General features: G+C 63.7%; 26 protein-coding genes. 11 read left to right on the forward strand and 15 right to left on the reverse strand.

Annotated elements, in window-relative coordinates; translation table 11 throughout:
• Positions 1-5: 5 nt before the first annotated feature.
• Positions 6-1,919 carry an asparagine synthase (glutamine-hydrolyzing) gene (gene asnB / locus Q0C64_RS00325; protein WP_294119995.1) on the reverse strand — a complete coding sequence of 638 codons (1,914 nt, stop codon included), beginning with the start codon at positions 1,917-1,919 and terminating at the stop codon, positions 6-8.
• A gap of 170 nt (positions 1,920-2,089) precedes the next feature.
• Positions 2,090-3,202: a tRNA 2-thiouridine(34) synthase MnmA gene (mnmA, locus tag Q0C64_RS00330; RefSeq protein ID WP_294119997.1), complete on the reverse strand. Its 1,113-nt coding sequence runs from the start codon at positions 3,200-3,202 to the stop codon at positions 2,090-2,092.
• A gap of 88 nt (positions 3,203-3,290) precedes the next feature.
• On the opposite strand from mnmA, the gene Q0C64_RS00335 reads away from it, so the two are divergent.
• From Q0C64_RS00335 to Q0C64_RS00345, 3 genes are all read left to right on the forward strand, one after another.
• Positions 3,291-3,518, forward strand: a complete 228-nt coding sequence (locus Q0C64_RS00335; protein ID WP_294119999.1) for a hypothetical protein — start codon at positions 3,291-3,293, stop codon at positions 3,516-3,518.
• 97 nt (positions 3,519-3,615) lie between these two features.
• Positions 3,616-3,915 carry a DUF1153 domain-containing protein gene (locus tag Q0C64_RS00340; RefSeq protein ID WP_294120001.1) on the forward strand — a complete coding sequence of 100 codons (300 nt, stop codon included), beginning with the start codon at positions 3,616-3,618 and terminating at the stop codon, positions 3,913-3,915.
• Positions 3,916-4,102: 187 nt separating this feature from the next.
• The gene (locus Q0C64_RS00345) at positions 4,103-4,357 is read left to right on the forward strand and encodes a GlsB/YeaQ/YmgE family stress response membrane protein (RefSeq protein ID WP_294120003.1); all 255 of its coding nucleotides are present in this window, start codon (positions 4,103-4,105) and stop codon (positions 4,355-4,357) included.
• Between the two features lie 48 nt (positions 4,358-4,405).
• Here the strand turns inward: Q0C64_RS00345 and Q0C64_RS00350 are convergent, their stop codons facing one another.
• Together Q0C64_RS00350 and Q0C64_RS00355 are read right to left on the reverse strand one after the other, a co-directional pair.
• Complete coding sequence (locus Q0C64_RS00350) at positions 4,406-5,128, reverse strand: SIMPL domain-containing protein (RefSeq protein WP_294120005.1); 723 nt, start codon at positions 5,126-5,128, stop codon at positions 4,406-4,408.
• Between the two features lie 78 nt (positions 5,129-5,206).
• Positions 5,207-5,470 (reverse strand): GlsB/YeaQ/YmgE family stress response membrane protein, encoded by a 264-nt coding sequence (locus tag Q0C64_RS00355; RefSeq protein WP_294120007.1) that lies wholly within the window; start codon positions 5,468-5,470, stop codon positions 5,207-5,209.
• Positions 5,471-5,693: 223 nt separating this feature from the next.
• On the opposite strand from Q0C64_RS00355, the gene Q0C64_RS00360 reads away from it, so the two are divergent.
• From Q0C64_RS00360 to Q0C64_RS00375, 4 genes are all read left to right on the forward strand, one after another.
• Positions 5,694-6,869 (forward strand): efflux RND transporter periplasmic adaptor subunit, encoded by a 1,176-nt coding sequence (locus tag Q0C64_RS00360; protein ID WP_294120009.1) that lies wholly within the window; start codon positions 5,694-5,696, stop codon positions 6,867-6,869.
• Positions 6,870-6,902: 33 nt separating this feature from the next.
• Positions 6,903-10,295, forward strand: a complete 3,393-nt coding sequence (locus Q0C64_RS00365; protein WP_294120011.1) for an efflux RND transporter permease subunit — start codon at positions 6,903-6,905, stop codon at positions 10,293-10,295.
• Positions 10,296-10,392: 97 nt separating this feature from the next.
• Complete coding sequence (locus Q0C64_RS00370; RefSeq protein ID WP_294120045.1) at positions 10,393-11,595, forward strand: DUF445 domain-containing protein; 1,203 nt, start codon at positions 10,393-10,395, stop codon at positions 11,593-11,595.
• Positions 11,592-12,017: a GNAT family N-acetyltransferase gene (locus tag Q0C64_RS00375; RefSeq protein ID WP_294120012.1), complete on the forward strand. Its 426-nt coding sequence runs from the start codon at positions 11,592-11,594 to the stop codon at positions 12,015-12,017. Before Q0C64_RS00370 ends, Q0C64_RS00375 begins: the two co-directional genes overlap by 4 nt.
• Positions 12,018-12,021: 4 nt before the next feature.
• Here Q0C64_RS00375 and Q0C64_RS00380 read toward each other — a convergent pair whose 3' ends face one another.
• The 4 genes from Q0C64_RS00380 to Q0C64_RS00395 form a co-directional block, all read right to left on the reverse strand.
• Complete coding sequence (locus tag Q0C64_RS00380) at positions 12,022-12,621, reverse strand: phytanoyl-CoA dioxygenase family protein (protein ID WP_366004016.1); 600 nt, start codon at positions 12,619-12,621, stop codon at positions 12,022-12,024.
• Positions 12,622-12,694: 73 nt separating this feature from the next.
• A complete protein-coding gene (gene murA / locus Q0C64_RS00385) occupies positions 12,695-13,978 on the reverse strand; it encodes a UDP-N-acetylglucosamine 1-carboxyvinyltransferase (protein ID WP_294120014.1) in 1,284 nt (427 codons plus the stop codon).
• A gap of 121 nt (positions 13,979-14,099) precedes the next feature.
• Positions 14,100-14,435, reverse strand: coding sequence for an ATP-dependent Clp protease adapter ClpS (gene clpS / locus Q0C64_RS00390; RefSeq protein WP_294120052.1), 336 nt, complete (start codon positions 14,433-14,435; stop codon positions 14,100-14,102).
• A 153-nt stretch (positions 14,436-14,588) separates the two neighbouring features.
• Positions 14,589-15,332 carry a phasin family protein gene (locus Q0C64_RS00395; RefSeq protein ID WP_294120016.1) on the reverse strand — a complete coding sequence of 248 codons (744 nt, stop codon included), beginning with the start codon at positions 15,330-15,332 and terminating at the stop codon, positions 14,589-14,591.
• 132 nt (positions 15,333-15,464) lie between these two features.
• On the opposite strand from Q0C64_RS00395, the gene gmk reads away from it, so the two are divergent.
• The gene (gmk, locus tag Q0C64_RS00400) at positions 15,465-16,118 is read left to right on the forward strand and encodes a guanylate kinase (RefSeq protein ID WP_294120017.1); all 654 of its coding nucleotides are present in this window, start codon (positions 15,465-15,467) and stop codon (positions 16,116-16,118) included.
• Here gmk and Q0C64_RS00405 read toward each other — a convergent pair.
• Genes Q0C64_RS00405 through Q0C64_RS00430 form a run of 6 tightly spaced genes read right to left on the reverse strand, consistent with a single transcriptional unit; the run spans position 16,111 to position 19,786 of the window.
• A complete protein-coding gene (locus Q0C64_RS00405) occupies positions 16,111-16,803 on the reverse strand; it encodes an ATP12 family protein (protein WP_294120019.1) in 693 nt (230 codons plus the stop codon). The genes gmk and Q0C64_RS00405 overlap by 8 nt on opposite strands.
• Positions 16,800-17,021, reverse strand: a complete 222-nt coding sequence (locus Q0C64_RS00410; RefSeq protein ID WP_294120021.1) for a hypothetical protein — start codon at positions 17,019-17,021, stop codon at positions 16,800-16,802. Before Q0C64_RS00410 ends, Q0C64_RS00405 begins: the two co-directional genes overlap by 4 nt.
• The gene (locus Q0C64_RS00415; RefSeq protein WP_294120025.1) at positions 17,014-17,619 is read right to left on the reverse strand and encodes an FMN-binding negative transcriptional regulator; all 606 of its coding nucleotides are present in this window, start codon (positions 17,617-17,619) and stop codon (positions 17,014-17,016) included. The genes Q0C64_RS00410 and Q0C64_RS00415 overlap by 8 nt, the downstream gene beginning before the upstream one ends.
• Complete coding sequence (locus Q0C64_RS00420) at positions 17,619-18,743, reverse strand: RluA family pseudouridine synthase (protein ID WP_294120027.1); 1,125 nt, start codon at positions 18,741-18,743, stop codon at positions 17,619-17,621. Before Q0C64_RS00420 ends, Q0C64_RS00415 begins: the two co-directional genes overlap by 1 nt.
• A 9-nt stretch (positions 18,744-18,752) precedes the next feature.
• On the reverse strand, positions 18,753-19,121 hold the full coding sequence (locus tag Q0C64_RS00425; RefSeq protein WP_294120028.1) for a ribose-phosphate pyrophosphokinase: 369 nt from the start codon (positions 19,119-19,121) through the stop codon (positions 18,753-18,755).
• Positions 19,118-19,786 (reverse strand): DUF4893 domain-containing protein, encoded by a 669-nt coding sequence (locus tag Q0C64_RS00430; RefSeq protein ID WP_294120030.1) that lies wholly within the window; start codon positions 19,784-19,786, stop codon positions 19,118-19,120. The genes Q0C64_RS00425 and Q0C64_RS00430 overlap by 4 nt, the downstream gene beginning before the upstream one ends.
• 164 nt (positions 19,787-19,950) lie before the next feature.
• Between Q0C64_RS00430 and rarD the strand changes: the two genes are divergently transcribed.
• Genes rarD through Q0C64_RS00445 form a run of 3 tightly spaced genes read left to right on the forward strand, consistent with a single transcriptional unit; the run spans position 19,951 to position 21,749 of the window.
• The gene (rarD, locus tag Q0C64_RS00435) at positions 19,951-20,892 is read left to right on the forward strand and encodes an EamA family transporter RarD (protein ID WP_294120032.1); all 942 of its coding nucleotides are present in this window, start codon (positions 19,951-19,953) and stop codon (positions 20,890-20,892) included.
• Between the two features lie 60 nt (positions 20,893-20,952).
• Positions 20,953-21,156, forward strand: coding sequence for a hypothetical protein (locus Q0C64_RS00440; RefSeq protein WP_294120034.1), 204 nt, complete (start codon positions 20,953-20,955; stop codon positions 21,154-21,156).
• Positions 21,153-21,749: a YdeI/OmpD-associated family protein gene (locus Q0C64_RS00445; protein ID WP_294120037.1), complete on the forward strand. Its 597-nt coding sequence runs from the start codon at positions 21,153-21,155 to the stop codon at positions 21,747-21,749. The genes Q0C64_RS00440 and Q0C64_RS00445 overlap by 4 nt, the downstream gene beginning before the upstream one ends.
• Positions 21,750-21,752: 3 nt before the next feature.
• On the opposite strand, the gene Q0C64_RS00450 is transcribed toward Q0C64_RS00445, so the two are convergent.
• Positions 21,753-23,072 (reverse strand): alpha/beta fold hydrolase (locus tag Q0C64_RS00450; RefSeq protein WP_294120039.1); only part of this gene is annotated, 1,320 nt, incomplete at its 5' end.

A 23,072-nucleotide genomic window follows, 5' to 3' on the forward strand; every position in this document is an offset into this window, starting at 1 on the left:
GAAGCTTAAGCTGCCGCGCGTTTTCCCTCCGTCTTTGTCTGTTGCCACCAGCAACTGAACATGGCGATGGCGTAGAGGGTGCGGCCGTGATTGGCGAGGCTGGCGTCATGTTCCCGGAACAATTGTTCGACCGCTTCGGGGCGAAGGTAGCCGCTTTGCCTCGCGCCACTGTCGTTCCATGCTTCCCGGGCGAAGCGGCTGAAGTCGCCGCGGAACCATTCGGCGAACGGGATCTGGAATCCGCGTTTGCGCTTGCTTAGCAGGCCCGTAGGCAGCCACGGCTCCATGGCCTCGCGCAACACCAGCTTTCCCGTCCCGCCGCGCCGCTTCATCTTCGTCGGCATGGTCAGGCTCCAGTCGACAAAGTCATGCGACAGGAAAGGCACGCGCGCCTCGAGCGAATGGGCCATGCTGCCGCGGTCCAGCCGGTTGAGCAGTGAACCCGGCATGTGGACCGTGAGATCGGCGAGCATGAACTGCTCCAACGGATCGAGTTGGTGTGCAGCCTCGTCGAAATATTCCTGTTCGAGCCGCTTGTATGAGCCTGGGCCGTCGAACCGGTCGAAGAATGACTCCTGATAGAGACGCTTGCGAATGTCGGGAGCGGAAATCTCGGTAGCAGCGAAGAAGCGCTGGAAGCTGTTGTCGAGCAACGCCGCGTCGCGGAACCTGCGAACGTTCTGAACGCGGTAATTCCACCACGGCGAGCCATTGAGCGGCAATTCGTCGATCAGTTTCGAAAGCGGCCCCAACGACTTGATCAAGGGCTTGAGTCGAGCCGCCAGCGCTGCCGTCCGCTGCCGCTTGTAACCGCCGAACACCTCATCGGAGCCTTCCCCGCACAGCACCACCTTGACCTGCTGCGCAGCGAACCGGGACAGATGCCAGATCGGGATTGCAGCCGTTGCCGCGCAGGGTTCGTCGAAGCTGGATTGGACCATCGGCAACAGGTCGCCGGCGGCGATCGGCTCCAGCGGCAAGACATGATGCTCCGCCCCCAGGTGCCTGGCGATCGCCGCTGCTTCCGCCGTCTCATCGATCGACGTCGACGGAAAACCGATCGTGAATGCCTTTACCGGCGCCTGCGCAACCTGGCTCATTGCTGCCGTGATCGCGCTTGAATCAACGCCGCCGGACAAGAAAGATCCGACCGTGACATCCGCCAGCATATGGCGCTTGACCGTGTTCAGCACGCGCGCGCGGGTTTCCTCGACCCACTCTTCGCTGGACAAGGCCAGGTTCGGCGCGAACCTGGGCTTCCAATATTGCTTCAGCTCCATTCCGCCGGCATCGACCCGCAGGAAATGGCCTGCCGCCAGGCTCTGAGCTTGCTGGAAGATCGAGCGTGTCGGCTGGACATGGCCGAAGCTGAAAAAATCGTGCACCGCTCGATCGTCGATATCCCACTCATGGTTGGGGAGCGTTCGCAGCGCGCGAATTTCCGATGCAAAGGCGATGCCGCCATGCTGCTTCGTCAGATAGAGCGGTTTGATGCCGAGGGGGTCGCGGGCCAGCGTCAGCCGGCGCGCTTCGCGGTCCCAAACCGCCGCGGCAAACATCCCCTCGAACCTGATCCAGGCCTCGTCGCCCCATTGGGCGAAAGCCAGCAGCAATGTTTCGGTGTCGCTGTGCGTCCTGAACGCAATGCCGGAACGCTCCAGCTCCACCCGCACATCGAGATGATTATACAACTCACCATTGAACACGATGGCATAACGGCCATCGGGCGTGAACATCGGCTGATGCCCACCTTCGATATCGATGATGCTGAGCCGGCGCATGCCGAAGCCGAAGTCGCCATCGACGAAATAGCCGCTGTCATCGGGGCCGCGAGATACAATCGTGTCGCACATCCGCTCCACGACCGCCTTCGACACAGGTTGGTTAGACCGCCTGTACCACCCCGCTATGCCGCACATGTCATTGCCCCGGCATCCCTAACGACAGGCCGCTCAGCTGCCCCCTAGGGGACTGATGCGGCTTTTACCGACCGCCTGCAAGATTTTGCAGCCGGACGACCGCTTTTGTCCTGGAATATGGACGTCACCGTTACGCTATAACCACAGCTCTTGGACTGAACCGCCATGCATCAGGCGGCTGCGGCCTCCGCCAATGCCGCGGCTTCGGTAGCGACGATGGTGCCGCCGCCGAGCAGCCGGTCGCCGTCGTAGAAGACCGCCGACTGGCCCGGCGCGACGCCATATTCCGGCGTGGCGAAGCTCAGCTTCTCGCCGTCCCATGTGCCGCCGACCGGTCGCGCGAGCGAGCGCACCTTGGCCTCGACCCGCACCTGATCCTCGGCCAGCCAGTTGATCCCCTCGACCCTGGCAGCGGCAACTGCCAGAGCCCGGCGCGGACCGACCACCAACCGCCGCTCTTCCGGTTCGATCCGGACGACATAGAGCGGTTCGCGCTGGCCACCGATCTCGATCCCGCGGCGCTGGCCGATGGTGAAATGAACCACCCCCTGGTGCTCGCCGAGAACTTCGCCGTCGAGGCCGACAATCGCGCCCGGCGCGGCGGTTTCGGGCCGAAGGCGCTTGACCAGCCCGGCATAGTCGCCGTCGGGAACGAAGCAGATGTCCTGGCTGTCAGGCTTGTCCGCCACCACCAGCCCGGCCTCGACCGCCATCCGGCGGGTCTCGCTCTTGGGCAAGTCGCCGAGCGGGAAGCGCAGATAATCGAGCTGGTCCTTGGTCGTGCCGTAAAGGAAATAGCTTTGGTCGCGCGAAGGGTCCCGGCCCTTCCACAGCTCGACGCGCCCGTCCCGTTCGACACGGCGGACATAATGTCCGGTTGCGAGGCAATTGGCGCCGAGGTCGCGAGCGAAGGCGATCAGGTCGGTGAACTTCACCCCCTGGTTGCACAGCGAGCAGGGCACCGGCGTGCGCCCCTGGGCATATTCGTCGGCAAACCTGTCAATCACGCCGGTCCGGAACCGGCTTTCATAGTCGAGCACATAATGGGCGATACCGAGCCGATCACAAACCGTCTTGGCGTCGTAGATGTCCTGGCCGGCGCAGCAGCTGCCCGAGCGTTTCACCGCCTCGCCGTGATCGTAGAGCTGCAGGGTGACGCCGATCACCTCTGCGCCGGTCTTTGCCGCCAGCGCGGCGACCACGCTCGAATCGACGCCGCCCGACATGGCGACGACGATACGGGCATCGCGAGCGTCGCGGCCAAGCTGGAAATCGATGGTCATGGAGGTGGTGGATCTAGTGCGTCTTTACTCGAAATTCACCCTGTTGGGCTAGAGCAAGCGTTCCCATTCGGGGGCGAGGGACGGTTCTTTGGCGCGATTCGACGGCAATCTTGAGGCAGCAGGGGAGGCGAAGCTCGACATCGATGAGCTTCTTTCAGCCTTGTCGGCGGCCTCGAATTTGGGCCGCGAAGAACGCCAGGATGCAATCGCCTGTTTTCTCTCGGTCAGCGAGGGGTGGAAGGACGCCAGGGCAACGCTCAGGGGCACCTTCGCATCCATGCCGCGACCGTCATGGTTAACAGGCAATAAGGATTGATGAAGGTTGAAGTTACCGTTGTGTTTCAGACCTTCTCAACGGCCTTCGGTTAAAAGCTGGCTATCGGTTGAAGTTTAACGTGACTGAGGTTGAGTAGATGCTTGAGAATCAGAAAATTCGTCCCGCGCAGGTGATTGGGCCGCTTGGCGAACCGCTGACGCTCGATTCGCTTCCGCCGGCCTCGACGACCCGCTGGGTCGTGCGCCGCAAGGCGGAGGTTGTGGCTGCGGTTGCGGGCGGATTGCTGACCGTCGACGAAGCCTGCCAGCGCTATACGCTGAGCCTGGAAGAGTTCACCGGCTGGCAGCGCGCGGTCGACCGCAGCGGCATGCCGGGCCTCAGGGTCACGCGCATCAAGCATTACCGCGATCAGTACGAGCGCCAGCAGCGCTATTAATTCGGTCCGTCCCCAGTAGGACCAGAGCATGGGCCCCGTCGCAAGACGGGGCCCTTTTTTATCCACAGCTTCGATTCCCCGGCACTGGACCCCGGCTTTGCTTTGCCGGAACCAGTTGCTTGCATCGTGCGTCCTGATGCGGCGAGGCGCCCTGCGTAGACTGGGCAGCCCAACAGGAGGAATGAACATGGGTATCATCGTATGGCTTGTCGTCGGTGGCGTCGTTGGCTGGCTCGCCAGCCTGATCATGCGCACCGACGCCCAGCAAGGCATCCTCATGAACATCGCTGTCGGCATTATCGGCGCAGTGATTGCCGGGCTGATTCTCGGCAAGGGCAACATCAACCAGGGCCTGACCATCGAAACCTTCCTATGGTCGCTACTTGGCGCGGTGATCCTGCTGGCGGTCATCAACCTGGTCCGCCGCGGCAGCGTTAGATAGCCAGAGACGGCGGCCCCCCTCCCCGAGAATTCTCGGGGAGGATAATCGCTATCTAAGCTCGTAGCTCATCGACAGGCTGACCTGCAGCTGCTGGGTGCCGGGATCGATCTTGGTGTCGGCACTGGCCGATCGCTCTGCCATCATCACCATCGGCATCGGCGGCGGGGCCGCATAGCCGCCGCTCTCGCTGACCGACAGCAGCCGGACGACCTGCATCCCCAGGGCCCGGGCGTAGAGCTCAGCCCGTGCCCGCCCATTGGCAATCGCCTTGGCGCGGGCCTCGTCGAGCGCCGCCTCCGGCTTGTCGACGGTCAGGTTGGGTCCGCTGATGGTGTTGGCGCCCTGCGCGACCAGCGCGTCGAGGATCGTTCCAGTCCGCTTCAGGTCATGGAACCGGACGTTGACGCTGTTGCTCGCGCGATAGCCGGTGAGGCGCGGCGGCTGGTTCTGGTCGTACTGATATTCGGGATTGAGGCTGATCGACGACGTCTGGATGTCCTTGTCCTCGATCCCGGCGCGCTTCAGCGCCGCACGGACCCGCTCCATCCGGGCCGCATTATCCTCGATCGCCGCGGTGGCAGTCGGCTGCAGCGTCTGCACGCCGGCCGAGATGATGGCCAGATCGGGTACTCGGGTCACCTCGCCGATGGCGCTGATATCCAGCCGGGTGCCGGTGAGCACCGGTACTGCCGCCACCGCCTGTAGCGCTGGCGCACTGGCCGGTATCGCGGCGGTTCCCAGCGCCAGGGCGCTCATCAATACGTTACGCATGATCTCTCTCACTAGTTAAAAGGCCACCGCCGCAAGCTGAACCAGCGGCGATGGCCCGAATATGAACAGCGATGCGAGCTACCCGCGCCGGCGAAGCACCAGGCGATAGATCAACAGAATCAGGAAGGCGCCGACGATCGCAGCGATGAAGCCCGCGGCCTCGCCCTCTTCATACCAGCCGACTGCCTTGCCGAGGAATCCGGCGAGCAGGGCGCCGGCGATGCCGAGCAAAATGGTCACCAGGCAGCCGCCCGGATCCTTGCCGGGCATCAGCAGTTTGGCGATGCCGCCAGCCAGCAAGCCGATGACGATCCAGCCAAGGATTCCGTAGTTTTCGATCATCCTTTGCTACCTCCCTGTGGTAAACCTCGCGGTCACCTTGCAGCACGCTCGTTTCAGCTTTGCAACAACGCGCGTCGGTGTAAGGGGTGCCGCCGTTCGTAGAAAAAGCCTTTCCACCGGCGGTTTGGCCAGTGCAGTTGCATGCGGTGACTTATTTGCGTAATACAGCAGCGGCAGCATGGATTGCTGCTGCTCATTACGAATGGCGGGAAGAATGCGGCCTATGAACCGGGAGTCCAGTTTCGCAAGCTCAGACACGCTGGTCGTGGTCGACCGGTCGACGCGTCGGCGGAACATCATCATCGCGGTGATCGTGGGAATCGCGGTTATCGTCGCCGCCGTCATGTTCCTGGGCGGCAAGGGCGCCGACAAGGCGGGCGCCCCTGGCGCCGGCGGTCCCGGCGGCAATATTCCGACGGTAACAGTGGTCGTCCCGGGCCGCAGCCAGGTCGCGCGGACCGTCACCGCGTCCGGCGCCCTCGCGGCGCACCGCGACCAGCCGGTCGGCGTCGCCGGCGAAGGTGGCATGGTCCGCGCAGTGCTGGTCGATGCCGGCACGTGGGTCCGCCAGGGCCAGGCACTGGCGACGGTCGACCGTTCGGTCCAATCGCAGAACTTGAACCAGCTGGCAGCCCAGGTCCAGGTCGCGCGCGCCGACGCGGCGCTCGCCCAGAATGAATATGAGCGGAGCGAGGCGCTGGTCGGGCGCGGCTTCGTGTCAAAGGCAGACCTCGACCGCAAGAAGGCCGCGCGCGATGCCGCCAACGCCCGAATCCTGGTCGCCGAAGCCAATCTCAATTCAATGCGGGCGCAGGTTGGCCGGTTGGACATCCGCGCGCCCAAGAGCGGCCTTATCCTGGCCCGCAACGTCGAGGTCGGACAGGTCGTCAACCCGGGATCGGGCGCGTTATTCCGGCTGGCCGAGGGCGGCGAGATGGAAATGCGGGCGACGCTGTCGCAGCAAGACCTTGCCTTCATTCATGTCGGCATGCCGGTTTCCGTGACTCCAACGGGCACGGATCGCAGCTTTGCCGGGCGAGTCTGGCAAGTTGCGCCGGTAATCGATCCGCAGAGCCGCCAGGGCGAGGTGCGCATCTCGATCCCTTATGATCCCGCGATCCGGCCGGGCGGGTTCGCCGAAGCCAAGATCGAGGCAGGCACGACCACCGCGCCGCTGCTGCCGCAGAGCGCGGTGCTGAGCGACGAGCAAGGCAATTATGTCTATGTTGTCACGGCCAAGAATCTGATCGAGCGGCGCAACGTCAAGGTCGGCTCGGTCAGCGACCAGGGCGTGACCGTAATCGAAGGCATCACCGGCCAGGAATCGGTGGTGCTGTCGGCGGGTCCGTTCCTCAATCCCGGCCAAAAGGTCACGCCCAAGCGGCAAGCGGCCCGCTGAGGCCAGTCCAGAGTCTAGCGAAGGCGAGCTGAAATGAATTTCCGGAACATCTCGGCCTGGTGCATCCGCAACCCGGTCCCGCCGATCGTCATCTTCATCGGCCTGATGCTGGCCGGGATCATCGCCTTCATGGGCATGGAGGTGAACAACAACCCGGATATCGATTTCCCGGCAGCCCAGATCTCCATTGGCCAGCCGGGCGCCGCGCCGACCGAAATGGAAAATCAGATCACGCAAAAGGTCGAGGCGGCGGTCCGCTCGGTCAATGGCGTCGACGAGATCAACAGCTCGGTCCGCGAAGGCACCAGCAATACCTTCGTCCAGTTCAAGATCGGCACTCCGACCGACCGCGCGGTCAATGACGTGCGCGACGCGATCGCCCAGATCCGCGGTGACCTGCCCGACGGCATCCTTGAGCCGCAAATCAATCGCGTCGACATCGCCGGAGACCCCATCCTCTACGTCGCCGCCGAGACCACCGACATGAGCCTGGAAGAGCTCAGCTGGTACGTCGACAATAGCGTATCGCGCCGGCTGCTTGGCGTGTCGGGTGTCGCCGCGGTGTCACGCGAAGGCGGAGTCGACCGGCAGATACGCGTGGTCCTCGATCCGGCGGCGATGCAGACCCAGGGCATCACCGCCGCCCAGGTCAACGCCCAGCTGCGACAGACCAACCTCAACGCCGCCGGCGGCCGCGCCGAAATCGCCGGCTCGGAGCAGGCCGTCCGAGTGCTCGGAAATGCCCGTACAGCCTATGACCTATCGCAAACCGAGATCGTCGTTCCTGGCGGGCGGATGGTCAAACTGGCCGACATTGCCGAGGTCAAGGACGCCTATTCCGAACAGCGCACCATCGCCAAGTTCAACGGCCGGCAGGTGATCAGCTTCAACGTCCAGCGCTCCAAAGGCTCGTCCGAAGTGACGACCTATGACGAAGCCTGGAAGGAACTGCGGAAAATCGAGAAGGAAGATCCGCGGATCCATTTCCGCGAAACCTTCAATGCTGTCGAATATACCAAGCTGCAATATAGCTCGGCGATGGAGGGCCTGTGGGAAGGCGCGATCCTCGCCGTCCTCGTCGTGTTCCTGTTCCTTCGCGACATTCGCGCGACGGCCATCTCGGCGCTGGCGATCCCGCTGTCGGCCATCCCGGCCTTCTGGTTCCTCAGCATGCTGGGAATCACGCTCAATGGCCTGTCGCTGCTGGCGCTGAGCCTGGTCGCCGGCGTGCTGGTCGACGATGCGATTGTCGAAATCGAGAACATCGTCAGGCATATGCGCATGGGCAAGTCGGCCTGGCAGGCGTCGATCGACGCCGCCGACGAAATCGGCTTGGCGGTGCTGGCCACCACCATGTCGATCGTCGCCGTGTTCCTGCCGGTGGCGCTGATGCCGGGTATCTCCGGCCAGTTCTTCAAGAGCTTCGGTTACACCGTCGTCGTCGCGGTGCTGATGAGCCTGTTCGTCGCCCGAATGATCACGCCGTTGATCGCCGCCTATTTCCTTAAGGCACACGGTATTCAAGCGCACGCCTCGGGCAAGGCGATGGACAGCTACCTGGCGACGCTGAAGTGGAGCCTCGACACCAAGGGGGCCGACGCCGTGCGTGCCGCTCACCCAAACGCACGCGGCCGGTGGTTCTATTACATCATCGGCCTGCTGTACGTCCTGCTGCTGGTCGTCGCATTTGCAGGCGGCGCCGGTATCGCCTGGAAGCTGCTGGGCATGGTCGTCCCGTGGGCATTGCTGATCCTGCCGTTCGCCTTGGTGGCCGGAGCGGCGGTTTGCTACGGCGCGTTTAAGCTAATCGACCTGCTGTCCAACCTGGCCGGCGGCCATCAATATGAGCAATGGCACGAAGGGCGCCTGAAGGCGTGGCTGCTCGATCATCGCGTTTGGATGATCGGAGCCGGTACCGGCGCGTTCATCTTGCAGGTCGTCCTGTTCACGCAGCTCGGCATGCAGTTCCAACCGCCGCTCAACCTCGATTTCTCGCAGGTTAGGGTCAACATGGCGCCGGGCTCGACGCTCGCCCAAACCGGGGCCAAGGTTTCGGAGGCTGCAGCGATCATCAAGAAGGACCCGGACGTCGAGAGCGTGTTCGAACGCGTGTTCGTCGGCTCGGGCAATCTCAACATCGTCCTCAAGAAAGATCGCAAGCAGACCAGCACCGAGTTCGAGCGATCGCTGACGCCGCAACTTGCCAATATTCCTGATGCGCAGGTCAACTTCCTCAGCCAGACCGGAGGCGGCGGCGGGCGCGACATCACCCTGTTCCTGGGCAGCGACAATCCCGAATTGCTGTTCGCGACGGCCAACAAGATCCGCGACGAGATGATGACGCTCAAGGAGCTGCGCGCACCGCGCGTGCAGGGCGACCTGGCGCGTCCGGAGATCACCATCAAGCCGCGGTTCGACCTGGCCGCCAACCTGGGCGTGACCACCGCCGCGCTAAGCCAGACCGTGCGCATCGCGACAATCGGCGACATTGCCCAGAATAGTGCCAAATTCTCGCTGGCCGACCGCCAGGTGCCGATTACCGTCTCGATCTCGGAGAGCGCCCGGCGCGACCTGGCGACGCTGGAGAATTTGCCGGTTCCGACGTCGCGCGGTGGATCCGTGCCGTTGAAGTCGGTCGTCGAAATAGGCTTCGGATCGGGCCCGACCACGGTTCAGCGCACCAATCAGATCCGCCGCACGCTGGTCGGTGCCGACCTGGCGCCGGGGCTAGTGTCCAGCGACGCCTGGAAGAAGATCGACCTGCTGCCGACGGTCAAGAACCTGCCGCAGGGTGTCCAGCGTTTGAGCCTGGGCGACCAGAAGTGGCAAGCCGAACTGCTTTATTATTTCGCCATTGCCCTCATGTCAGGCGTGTTGCTGGTGTTTGCCGTGCTGGTGCTGCTCTACCGCCGCTTCCTCGCGCCGCTGGTCAACATGGGTTCGCTGTTGCTTGCGCCGCTGGGCGCGGCCCTGGCCCTGATGGTGGCCGGACAGCCGGTGTCGTTGCCGGTGCTGATCGGCGTGCTGATGCTGTTCGGCATCGTCGCCAAGAACTCGATCCTGCTGGTCGACTTCGCTGTCGAGATGATGAACCATGGCATGCCCAAGGACGAGGCGATCTACGAGGCCGGCCACAAGCGTGCCCAGCCGATCGTGATGACCACGGTGGCGATGGTCGCCGGCATGTTGCCGATCGCTTTGTCGCTGACCGGCGATGGCAGCTGGCGCGCGCCGATGGGCATGACCGTGATCGGCGGCTTGATCTTCTCGACCATGCTGACCCTGCTGCTGGTGCCGGCCTATTATTCGATCGCAATCGACATGGAGCAGTGGATCGCCAGGAGGTTCCGCCGCCTGGTCGACAATGGCGAGGCTCATGGCATCCAGGCCGATCATCCCGGAGCAGCGCCGCTACCGGCAGAGTGACATCGCCGTTTGACTGACTAGACTGGCGGGGATGACCGCGCCGCCGTCCCCGCCTGCCCTCGCGCGCTTCAATGCGGCGCAATCGGGCGCAACCGGCATGAAGGTGGCTGCCACCGGCCTGCTGGTGGTGATGGCGGCGGTGTTCGTCATTACCCGGCAGTATGAAAGCGCTTATCCATGGGTCGGCTACGTCAAAGCCTTCGCCGAGGCGGCGATGGTCGGCGGACTGGCCGACTGGTTCGCGGTCACGGCGCTGTTCCGCCATCCGCTGGGGCTGCCGATTCCGCACACCGCGATCATTCCGCGCAACAAGGATAGGATCGGCGAGGCGCTGGCCAATTTCCTTAAGGAAAATTTCCTGGTCGCGCCGGTGGTGGCTCGCCGCATGCGCAACATCGACCTGGCCGGGGCCGTGGGTCGCTTCCTGCAGGCGCCGCAGGGGCAGGAAACCCGCATCCGCCATGGCGCAAGCCGCCTGCTCGCCGACCTGTTCGAGAGTCTCGATGACGAACGGCTTGGCGGCCTGGTCAAGACCTCGATCGCCAACCGCATCCGCAAGATGGAAGTCTCGCCGCTGCTCGGTGCAGCGCTGGCCAGCGCGATCAACGAGGACCGGCATGTGCCAATGCTGGAGGCGGCGATCCGCTGGACCGCCCGGGCACTCGACGCCAACGAGGGGTTGATCCGCGACATGGTCCACAAGCGGGCCAATTGGGTGCTGAAGCTGGCTGGTCTCGACGCCAAGTTGGCCGATGCGATCGTCGATGGGCTGAGGAAGCTCAGCGCTGACATGCACACCGATCCTGCGCATCCGGTGCGGATCAAGATCGAGCAGGCGCTGGCCGACCTTGCCAACGACCTCCAGACCAAGCCCGAAACGCGCGAGCGGGTCGAGGCGATGAAGCTCGAACTGCTCGACAACAGGTCGGTGTCATTGTGGCTCGACACGTTATGGCAGAAGGGCCGCGAGGCAATGATCCGCGCCGCGCGCAACCCCGATGCGGTGATGGCCGGCAAGCTCGGCGAAATCCTCCAGTCGATGGGCCAGAGCCTGGAGAATGACCCACGCCTGAAGAGCGCGATCAACATGTTCGCCCGCCGCGCGGTGGCCGGAATGGCGGCGAGCTATGGTTCGTCGATCGTCAAGCTGGTCAGCGAAACGGTGCGCCGCTGGGACGCCCAGACCATCACCAACCGGCTCGAAGCCGCGGTCGGACGCGACCTCCAATATATCCGGATCAACGGCACGCTGGTCGGCGGGCTGGTCGGGGTAACGCTGCATGCACTGGACGCGCTGTGAACATTCAAATCCGCGAGGCGACGCCCGAGGATGCGGAAGCGCTTATCCCACTGATCGAACTGCTGCGGCACAAGGTCACCGCCGAAGGAGTGCGCCAGCGCATCGAGCAGATCGCCTCGCATGATTGTCCCCAACTGGTCGCTGACGACAATGGAACGGTGGTCGGGCTATGCGGGTTGCATGTGATGACTGCCCTGCACCGCGAAAAGCCGGTTGGACGGATCACCATATTGGTCGTCGCTGAGCATTTGCGAGGCCGGGGCATCGGCGAGAAGCTGGTTGCTGCGGCGGAACAGCGCCTCCGCGCTGCCGGATGTGGGATGATCGAGCTGACCAGCAATGACTGGCTGGTCGAGGCGCACCAATTCTATGCCAAGCTCGGTTACCAGCAGACCAGCAAGCGCTTCGCCAAGGCGCTTTGAATGGCTAGTCCGCCATCTGCCAGCGAAGTGGAGCGGGCAGATCATCCGCGCTATAATCGACTTGCAGGACCCGGCGGCGACGCGGCGACAGCGCGCGCTTCGACGCATGCAAGATAGCGGTGCGATAGGCCCAGACATCCCCGATCTCGGCAAGACATTCGATGCAGCCGTGACGTTCAACGGTTTCGGCCAATCGGCTTTCGGGAATCTTACCAAGTCGATGAGTCCCAGGTGAGATCAGCAACGGCGCATTGTTGTCATCGACACGGTCCAAATGGATGCGAACCGTGACCATTCGTTCGATCAGCTCGAACGGCGGCTCAACATGGTCGATGCCATCCTTCCGGTTCCAATTGTTGAAGCCAGGCACGTCCGCACGCTGACCGACTGCGATTGTCCGATCCTGATGCCAGCCCAGTGCCCAATTTGTGTCTGGATTTTTGTCGAAGAGGATGGCCCGGACTGGCTTCGCCTTGGAGCCGAGCCAATGGGCGGCAATTTTACCCACGATCCCATCCGCGCCGAGCCAATACCTAATTCCATTCAAATCAGCCAAGCGCGATCCGGCCCTGCCCGCATCAACAGGCTCCAGCGCCGTCAGCAATGTAAGTGCTTCTGTTGGCTGCAAGGCGTGCCCGACTAGTTGCGCCCCGTCGCGCTCCAGCTGGAGCTCGGCCCTATCCGGCGCTGACACGTTCAATCGTCGCGCCGACCGCGCTGAGCTTCTCTTCGAGTCGCTCATAGCCGCGGTCGAGGTGATAGACGCGAAGGACTTCGGTATCGCCTTCCGCAGCGAGCCCCGCGAGGACCAGGCTCATCGAGGCACGCAGGTCGGTCGCCATCACCTGGGCGCCCGTCAGCGGATTGCCGCCTTTGACGATCGCCGAGCGGCCGTGGACCTCGATATCCGCCCCCATCCGGCGCAGCTCGGGGACGTGCATGTAGCGATTCTCGAAGATCGTCTCTTCGAGGAAGCTTTGCCCGTCGGCGACAGCCAGCATGGCCATGAACTGGGCCTGCATGTCGGTCGGGAAGCCCGGATAGGGCGCGGTGGAAATTGCCAGCGGCTTCAGCGGTTGATGCGCCGACACCTTCATGCCCGCGCCGGTGAATTCAATCGCCAACCCGGCCGCGGCGAGGCCGTTGGTGATTGCCAGCATGTCTTCAGGCCGGGCGCCGACCAGTTCGATCGAACCGCCGGTAATTCCCGCCGCGCAGGCATAGCTGCCGGCCTCGATCCGGTCGGGCATGACCTCATAATTGCAGCCGTGGAGCCCTTCGACCCCGTCGATGATCAGATGCGACGAGCCAATGCCCTCGATTTTCGCCCCCATGGCCACCAGCAAATTGCAAAGATCGACAATTTCCGGCTCGCGCGCGGCGTTGAACAGCTGGGTCCGGCCGGTCGCCAGCACCGCCGCCATCACCGCATTTTCGGTCGCGCCGACAGACACTACGGGGAAACTGAAGTCGCCGCCGGGAAGCCGGCCCTTGGGCGCGACGGCCTTCACATAGCCCGCCGCCAGCTCGATCTCCGCGCCCATGCACTCGAGCGCTTTCAAGTGCAGGTCGATCGGCCGGTCGCCAATGGCGCAGCCGCCGGGGAGCGACACGGTGGATTCGCCGCTACGGGCGAGCATCGGCCCCAGGACCAGGATCGAGGCGCGCATCTTGCGAACCATGTCGTAGGGCGCGACGGTCGAGGCGATTTCCTTGGCCTCAAGCGTCATCTTGCGCCCGACCTCGCCTTTCTTGACCCCCGCGACCGAGGTCGAAACGCCGAGCTGGTTGAGCAAGTGCGAGAAATTGTCGACGTCGGCCAGCCGCGGCAAATTGCCCAGCGTCAGCTTCTCGTCGGTCAGCAGCGCGCAGGGAAGCAGCGCCAGCGCGCTGTTCTTTGCACCCGAGATCGGGATCTTGCCTTCGAGGCGCTTACCGCCGGTAATGCGAATGGAGTCCATCGGCGCGCTTTAGCGCACATCCCCTCCCTTTCAAGGGAGGGGCGACTCAACATGGTTGAGCGGGGGTGGGTGAAAACTAGCCGCCCCCACCCCCAACCCCTCCCCTAAAGGAGAGGGGAAGCTAGGCCTTTTCCAGCGTGCACTGGAGCGGGTGCTGGTTCTCCCGGGCGAAATCGATCACCTGGGAAACCTTGGTTTCGGCCACCTCGTAGGTAAACACGCCGCAAACGGCGACGCCCTGCTGATGGACCTGGAGCATGACGCGGGTCGCATCTTCCAGGTCCATGGTGAAGTAGCGCTGCAGGACCAGCACGACAAACTCCATCGGCGTGTAATCGTCGTTGAGCATCAGCACTTTGTAATTGCTGGGCTTCTTGGTCTTGGGACGAGTGCGGGTAACGACACCGTGCTCGATCTCGTCGAGCCCGTCGCCCTGCCCCGGCTCGTCGCCGGACATCAGAATCACTTGGTCAATCATCTGGGACCTAAAATATGGCATCCCGGCAATTGCCTGCAAGGCGGCTTGAGCCGTTTGTCCCGAAAAGAAAAACGGCCGCCCCCCGCGAAGGGGACGGCCGTGAACAGGGTTGCCTTCCAAAGAGGGGAGAGGTCAGGCAACCAAAGTGTTGATGCGCTCGGCATTCAGGCTGGCGCGGGTCTGCAGCGGCTCAACCGCCTCACCCGCCAGCTTGACGACGCGCTCGGTCAGCTTCGAGGTCTCGGCGACGAGACGATCGAACGACGTGCGGGCCAGCTCCGACTGGATCTGGAAGAACTCGGCCGGCGACTTCGCCTCGGCCAGGGTCTTCACGGCGTCCGAAGCCTGTTCGATGCCCTCACGGCCCGACGCAATCGCGTCCTGGCCGATCGCCTTGGCGCCGCCGGCATAAATGCGGCCGGCTTCGACGATCGCTTCGACATTGGCCTTGGCGAGCTCGGCGAGCTGCTCGGCGGTCTGCTGCGACTTGGCAACGAACTTCTGGCCGCGCTCGTTGGCGTCGGCGAACAGTTCCTGGGCCTTGTCGGCACCCGGGATCTGGAACCCAGCGAACAGCTGGTTGAAATCATAAGTCATGGTCTTCTTCCCTTCGATCTTGTTGACGCGGGCGACCGGAGCCGCCTTACGGGCACGCTTGACCGTCTTGGCGGCGCGCTTGTTCACTTGCTTGACGGCTTTGACGACCTTGGTCGGGGCCTTGCGGACCTTGCGGACGGCCTTCTTGGCGACCGGCTTGGTCTTGGCGACGGCCGGGGCCGCAACCACTTCAACCTTCTCGACAACCGGCTTCACCGGCGCCGCGACGGCCTCAACGACCGCTTCCACTTTCTCTTCGACCTTGGTCTCTTCAGCCACGTCAAAACTCCTTTGCTGCGGTGCAACATAGTGCAGTGCGGCATAGGTTTCAAGCATTTTTTGTGCATTGCACAATGAAACGGATTTGGCGGCGCGCTTGACGGACCGCCACGACCCAAGGCAAGGGCGGTCATGGCTCTTCCGACCAGCCCCCAGCACCGCAGCCGCCGTGGCCTGCTCATCGTTCTGTCCTCGCCATCGGGCGCCGGCAAGTCGACGATCAGCCGCATGCTGCTGGAGGCGGATGACAACATCACCATCTCGGTCAGCGCCACCACCCGGCCGCCACGGCCAGGCGAAGTGGATGGGGTCGACTATCACTTCGTCGACGAGGCCGAGTTCAACCGGCTGATCGAAGCCGATGAATTCGCCGAATGGGCCTATGTGTTCGATCACCTCTACGGAAGTCCCAAGGAGCCCATCAAGGAAGCGCTTAAGGACGGCCGCGACACTCTGTTCGATATCGACTGGCAGGGCACTCAGCAGCTCGAATATGCCTTCCGCACTGATCTGGTGCTGATCTTCATCCTGCCGCCATCGATGAAGGAACTGGACCGTCGCCTGCACGAACGCGGAACCGACAGCGACGAAATCATCGCCGGGCGGATGCGCCGGGCCGCATCCGAGATCGGCCATTGGGCCGAATATGATTATGTCCTGATCAACGAAGACATGGAGCAATGCCTGGACGATGTCCGGGCAATCATCGCCGCCGAACGGCTGCGGCGCGAGCGACAACCTTATCTGCTGGGCTTTGTCCGCGAGCTGGTCGCCCGTCCTAATTAAGCAAGTCGAGAAAGCGTGCGGCGGCGAGAAAATCGCGCCGGCGCAAATCGAGTGCCGCCCGGGCTTCGGAATCTTCGCCCCATTGCTCAAGCTGCCAGCGGTCGTCGAGGCTGACTGCTTCCCACACATCCTCGGCCGGCATCATCCCTTCGAGCACGGCGAGGCCGGCGACCAGCGAACCACCGATCGTCACCAGCGGCGACAGGCCGGCCAGTTGGAACGGATCGAGCATGGCGACGGCATGGCCGAGCTTGCGCACCGTTTCCTCAGGCTGCGGAGCGTGCATCACACCTGATATGCAGGCGAAATCGACATCGAAGCGCCGCCGCGCCCAGGCCAGCAGCGGATCCCAGCTTTCCGCCTGGCGCGCGACCAAGGCTTTGGGCCCCTCAGCCCGGTAGCTAAGGAGGTCGCCCTCGGCGTAGCGGGCGAACCCGGCGGCGAATTGGTCCTTGTCGATCGTAATCCGATCGATCGCGGCATTGGCCAGACCGGTCAGCGGCATCGTTCGCGGATCAACGCTCTCGCCACATTCATTCCATTCGGCGGCAATTGCTTCGGCCAGCCAGCGCGTCGGCATGGCGAGATCGGCGCGGGCCGGTGTCTTTAAGGAACGACAGTCAAGCGTAATTCCAAACCCATTTTCCGCCACCACCACCTCGGCAGCCTTCCAGAAGCGCTTCACTTGTCCTGCCGCTCCCAGCTCCGCTTCAAGACGCGCGGGGCAATCACCGCATCGAGCGCGCCCATCACCGCCAGCAACCCTCCGATTAGCTTCTGGCCCCCCGGCTGGACGAGGTCGGAAAAGGCGACGGCGATTCCAACCAAAAACGTCGCCAGGCCAACCAGCCGGATCGCCAGGAATGTCCGGAAGCGTTTTTTCCACAGTTCGTCGTCAGCCATGTCTTACCTCGGTAATTGCCGCGACAATATCCTGACGCCCGGCACCTTGCTGGCCCTGGATCGTCGCCGCCAGATCGTCCGCCGGCTTGTGCTGGTTGAACTTGCGGGTGCCGCGAAGCTCGATCGGGTCGACCTCGAAACCGACGATCGCCTTGATCATCGCTTCGAACTTGCCCGGCCCCATCTTCGCCCGGGTCCATGGCGCCTCCGGCGAATGCTCGTCTTCGAACCGCTCGCTTAGTCGATCGAGCAGCTCGATGAGCTGATGCTCGGCAAGCTCCCTGGCCTCGCCCTCGATCTCGACCGTTTCATAATGCCAGGTCGGCACCTGGTTGTCTGAAACATACCAATTGGCGCTCTGGTAGGCGTCGCGGCCGGCAATGCTGATCAGCAAGGGCCGGCCATCAACATGGTCGGCAATCCGGTTGCGGCGGGAGACGTGGAACCAGAGTTTGCCTTCGTCCGTCACCAGGATGGGGGCATGAACCACGAACTGCCCGCTGTCGGAAGAAGTGAAAATGTGGGCGAAGCTGCGATCGGCGACGAAGCGCAGCATTTCGTCGCGGTCATGCCAGTCGAAAGCCTTGTTGGGGTGCATCAGCGCCTCTTCGGAGCAGCTCGGCCGCGCGCACGACGCTCGCCCTTCCGGGCGCGGCGCACCGACTTGGCATGGGCGGCCGCGCGTTTGGCCTTGGTTTCGGGCAGCCGCGCCGGGTCCGGATTGTCCAGCGGCAACATGTCGCCGAGCATCCGGTCGAAACCCAGCGTGGCCAAGGTCTCGGCAAAATGGGCGGGCAGCTCCGCCGAATGGTCGATCGGCTTGCCGTCCAGCCCGTCGACCTTGAGCCGGCGCGCATGGAGGTGAAGCTTGCGGCTGATCCCGCCGGTTAGGAAAGCCTCCGCCCCGCCATATTTGGCGTCGCCGACAATCGGGTGGCCGATCGCCGCCATATGGGCGCGGAGCTGATGGGTGCGGCCGGTCAGCGGCTGCAGCTCAACCCATGCGGCGCGGTTGCCGGCCCGCTCGACCAGCCGGTAGCGGGTCCTGGCCGGAAGGCCATTTTCTTCGTCGACGTGCATCTTCTCGCCGCCGGTGCCCGGCTGCTTAGCGAGCGGCGCGTCGATCAGCCCCTCCTCGACCGACGGCACTCCGGCGATCAGCGCCCAATAGACTTTCCGCGCGGTCCGCCCGGCGAAGGCTTTGGTGAAGTGCGCCGCCGCCCTGGCCGAGCGCGCCACCAGCAACACGCCGCTGGTATCCTTGTCGAGCCGATGGACCAGCTTGGGCCGCTGGCCATTGTCATCGGCCAGCCCATCGAGCAGCCGGTCGAGATGCTGGACCGTCTTGGTCCCGCCCTGCGTCGCCAGGCCGGGCGGCTTGTTGAGCATGAACCAGTCCCGGCCCTTGGCTAGCACCATGTCCTGCACGAATGCCGCTTCGTCGTCGCTCAGCGGCTGGACGATGCGCTTCGGCCGCGAGCCCGGCCCCTCGGCCGGAGCCGCCTCGGCCGGCGGGATTCGCAGATTCTGGCCGGTTTCCAGCCGGTCGCCGGGATTCGCGCGCTTGCCGTCGACCCTTAGCTGGCCAGTCCGGGCCCAGCGCGACACGGTGTTGAAGCTGACGTCGGGGAGGTTGCGCTTGAACCAGCGGTCAAGACGAATGCCGTCGTCGTCCTCGCCGACGGTAAACGTCCGGACATTTTCACTGCTACCCTGGGCCATGGCCGCCCCTTAGCTTGAAGCGCCTGCCTCCGCCATTGCCCAATAATCGAAGGTCTTCTGTTGTAGCCGACGGATAAATCGCGCAGCCGCCGGACCCTCCCACTGACCCTTGTAACCATGAGCCTTGCCACCGGCGATCCACCAGCCCTGGCCGGGAAGCCCGTCCGACTGACGCACGACCAGCACTGCCAGCTCGGGTTCGCCGCGCGCGGCGGCTTCGTCATCGACCACGCCTAAGGTCTTGCACAGCGCCCGCATCTTCGGCCGCGAGAAGCCGTATCCGAGATGCTCGAGCAGCTCCGAATAGCTGAGCGCATGGCCGGCCGCGGCCGCGGCAACCAGATGCGCGCGCACCTCTTGCGGATCCCAGAGGCTCATTCCTTGGGTTGGTCAGGAACCGGCGTCAGCTCGAATAGCAGCAGCTGCGATCCCGACTGCGGATAGGGAATAACCAGCCGCCAGCGGAAATTCCCAATACGCTCGAAAATCCCGGCCATGTCGCGGCTGGGATCGTCGCCGTAGTTGCGCACTTCCTCCTCGTTGCCGAGGCCGAGGCTGCCGAGAAAGATCAGGCGGTTGGGATCGTCATCCTCCCACATCCGTCCGGCAGGGCGCTGGCTGCCGGTCAGCTTGATGATGGTGAAGGTCTGCCGATCGATGCCGACATGACAGAAGAAGGGCTTGAACCTCTCGAATGCCGGGGCCTTGGGCTTTTCCCGACCGAGCTTCAGCATCCGGCAATTGTAGATTCCGGGCGTGGGGAACGGACGCTGGAGGCCGGCGTCGGGCTCAAGCAACTTGCCTTCCGCTTTCATGTCATTGGCAAAACCCGCTGCCCTGGCCTCGGCCAGCCCGCTCGACCAGCCGGTCGCGACCCGGCGGATGCGGTTGATGTCCGCGGCGCTCGCCTGCGCCTGCCAGGCGTCGGCCCGGGTCGGCGGCGCCGCAACGATCACCGGCTGCGGCTTGGGCTTGGCGTTGGGCAAAGTGCAGCCGGCGAGTCCAAGCGTGACCATCATCAGGACAGACCGAATGGGCCTCACGGCGCGACTCCAAAAAATACGAACCCCACTGCCACCTAGGGTGACAAAGCGACGCAACGCTTTCAACTAACGATAAGTTCACCAAATCAGATTGTTCTGATTTTCGATGGATTTCCTGCCGTTCCGCGATTGACTGGGCTGGTCCACCCGCTAGCGCACATCGGGTGAACGCGCCCCCCATCGACGAAGCCGAAGCCCATGCGCGGACTCGCGCCGGCCTATTGTTCGGCCTCGCCGCCTACGGACTGTGGGGCGTGTTGCCGATTTACTTCAAGCTGTTGAAGGCAGTGCCGTCGATCGACATCGTCGCGCACCGGATCGTCTGGTCGCTGGTCGTGCTGGCGCTGCTCACCACCTTGGCCAAGGCATGGGACCAGATCGGCGTCGCGGTGCGCAACCGCAAGACGTTGGCGACACTGCTCGTCACGGCGCTGCTGATCGGCAACAATTGGCTGCTCTACGTCTATGCCATCAACAGCGGCCACATCCTCGCCGGCAGCCTTGGCTATTATCTGAACCCGCTGGCCAACATCCTGCTCGGCCGATTCATCCTCAAGGAGAAGCTGACCAGACTGCAATGGGCAGCGGTGGCAATCGCCGCGGCCGGCATCGCGGTCCTCGCCGCGGGCGCGCTCGGCACGCTGTGGATTAGCCTGACGCTCTGCTTCAGCTTCGCCACCTACGGACTGCTGAGGAAGATCATCCACGTCGAGTCGCTGGCTGGCCTGACCATCGAAACCGCCTTACTGTTCCCGATTGCGCTCGGATGGCTGTTGCTGGGTGGTTCCGCCGGACGCCCGATGTTCGGCGCGGGAGGTCAGGAGACCTTCCTGCTGCTTGCGGCGGGTGTCGTGTCGACCGTGCCGTTGCTCTGTTTTACCGCCGCGGCCCGCCGCCTCGCCTATTCGACCGTGGGGATGCTCCAGTTCATCGCCCCGACGCTGCAGTTCATTTGCGCAGTCGCGCTCTACAACGAGCCCTTCACCTGGGCCCACGGCGTCGCGTTCGGCTGCATCTGGACAGCGCTGGCCCTCTATCTGGGTTCCATGATCCGCGACCGCCGCGCAGCCCGGCAACGCGAATGCGACGAATTGGCCGAAGCCTGAGCGCAATGCTAAGGACCGGCTGAATTTGGGAGGAGCCGGCTCTCGCTGAACCTCGTTTCGTTGATCATTGGCCTGGTTGCGCTGGTCTGCGTCGCGATCGCCTTCATTCCGTTGCTCGGCTTGGCCAATTGGCTGATTGTTCCCCTGGCCGTGATCGGCGCAGGCATCGGCGCCATTTCCGGCAGAACGGCCGGCCGCAACCTCAACCTGTTCGTGATCATCGTCGGCATCGTCCGGCTGATGATCGGTGGAGGTATCTTTTGAGCCGCGATCCGCGCGTCGATGCCTACATTGCCAAGGCCGCGCCTTTTGCACAACCGATCCTGAAGCATGTGCGCGAACGGGTTCATGCCGCCGCCCCCGAAGTCGAGGAGACCATGAAATGGAGCGCTCCGGGCTTCACGCTTGACGGCAAGATCCTGCTGATGATGGCGGCTTTCAAGCAGCATGCTGCGCTTAACTTTTGGCGCGGGCAGGAAATCGGCGACGGAACGCCGAAGGCGGGAGCGATGGGCCAGTTCGGTAAGCTGACCTCAATTACCGACCTCCCCAGTAACAAGGAGTTTGACGCGTTGGTCCGGGAGGCCGCCGTTCTCTCTAAGACGGCTCCGGCGCCGCGCAAGGCCAAGCATGAACCCAAGCCGCCGCCCGGAATGCATCCGGAGTTTGCCAAGGCGCTGGCCCGGGCTCCCAAGGCCAGGGCGGCTCTGGACGGCTTCTCGCCCTCGGCCCAGCGCGAATATCTGGAATGGATCGCGGAAGCGAAGCAGGACAAGACCCACGAGAAAAGAATTGCCAATGCGATTCAATGGCTTAGTGAAGGCAAGCGCCGGCACTGGAAGTATGAGAACTGCTGAGCGCTATCGCGTCCGGACGTAGCGGCCCGGGGCATCCTCGATCGGTTTGAGCTTGCCCTTGCCCGGAACGCGTGCGCCGGTCGCCTTGACCTTCCTGGGACCCTGGCCGGCAAGCCATTGGATCCAGTCGGGCCACCAGCTGCCCTTATGCTCGGTCGAGTAAGCGATGAATTCCTGCAGCGTCGTCGCGGGTTCGTCGCTGGTCCAATATTGATATTTGTTGGCCGCCGGCGGGTTGACCACCCCGGCGATATGGCCGGAGCCTGCCAGGATGAACCGCTTCGGGCCCTTGAGCACGCGCGTCAGCTTCCACACGCTCGGCGCCGGCGCGATATGGTCCTCACGCCCGGCCTGGATATAGGCCGGGGTCTCGATGCTGCCGAGATCGATGGGGACACCCTTCACCGTGAGACCGCCCGGAGTCATCATCTGGTTCTGGCGGTAGAGTCGCTCAAGATAGTCGCGGTGCCATTCGCCCGGCAGGTTGGTGACATCGCCGTTCCAGTGGAGCAGGTCGAACGGGGTCGGGTCGTTGCCCATCAGGTAATTGTTGACGACATAATTCCAGATGAGGTCCTTGCCGCGCAGCAGGTTGAAGGTCGCGGCCATCACCCGCCCGTCGAGCACGCCGGTCTCGGCCGTGAGCTGCTTCAGCGTCGCCAGCGTGTCGTCGCCGACGAACATCTTGAGGTCGCCCGGGTCCTCGAAATCGACCTGGGCGGTGAAGAAGGTGGCGCTGGCGACCTTCTTCGCGTCCTTCTTGCCGGCGAGGTAGGCGAGCGTCGCCGCCATCGTCGTCCCGGCGACGCAATAGCCTATGGCATGGACCTGTTCGACGCCGAGCAGGTCGCGGATGACGTCGATCGCCTCCTCCTGCGCCGCGACATAATCGTCCATGCCGACGTCGCGGATGCTGTCGTCGGCCGATTTCCAGCTGACCATGAACAGGGTCACGCCCTGGTCGACGGTCCATTTGACGAAGCTTTTCTCGGGCGTGAGGTCGAGAATGTAGAAGCGGTTGATCCACGGCGGAAAGACCACCAGCGGTGTTTCGAGCACCTCGTCGGTGGTCGGCGCATATTGGATCAGCTGGAACAGCCTGGTCTCGTAGACGACCTTGCCCGGCGTGGTGGCGAGGTTGCGGCCGAGCTCGAACGCGCCCTCGGGGCTTTGCGTCACCTGTCCGCGGGTGATGTCGGCCAGCATATTCTTGAGCCCGGCGAGCAGGTTCTCGCCCTTGGTTTCGACCGTCCGCTTCATCACGTCCGGATTGGTGGCCATGAAGTTGGCCGGGCTCATCGCATCAACGAACCCCCGGCAAGC

The organism is Sphingomonas sp., from assembly GCF_023266535.1.
In the GTDB taxonomy this organism is placed as follows: Bacteria; Pseudomonadota; Alphaproteobacteria; order Sphingomonadales; family Sphingomonadaceae; genus Sphingomicrobium.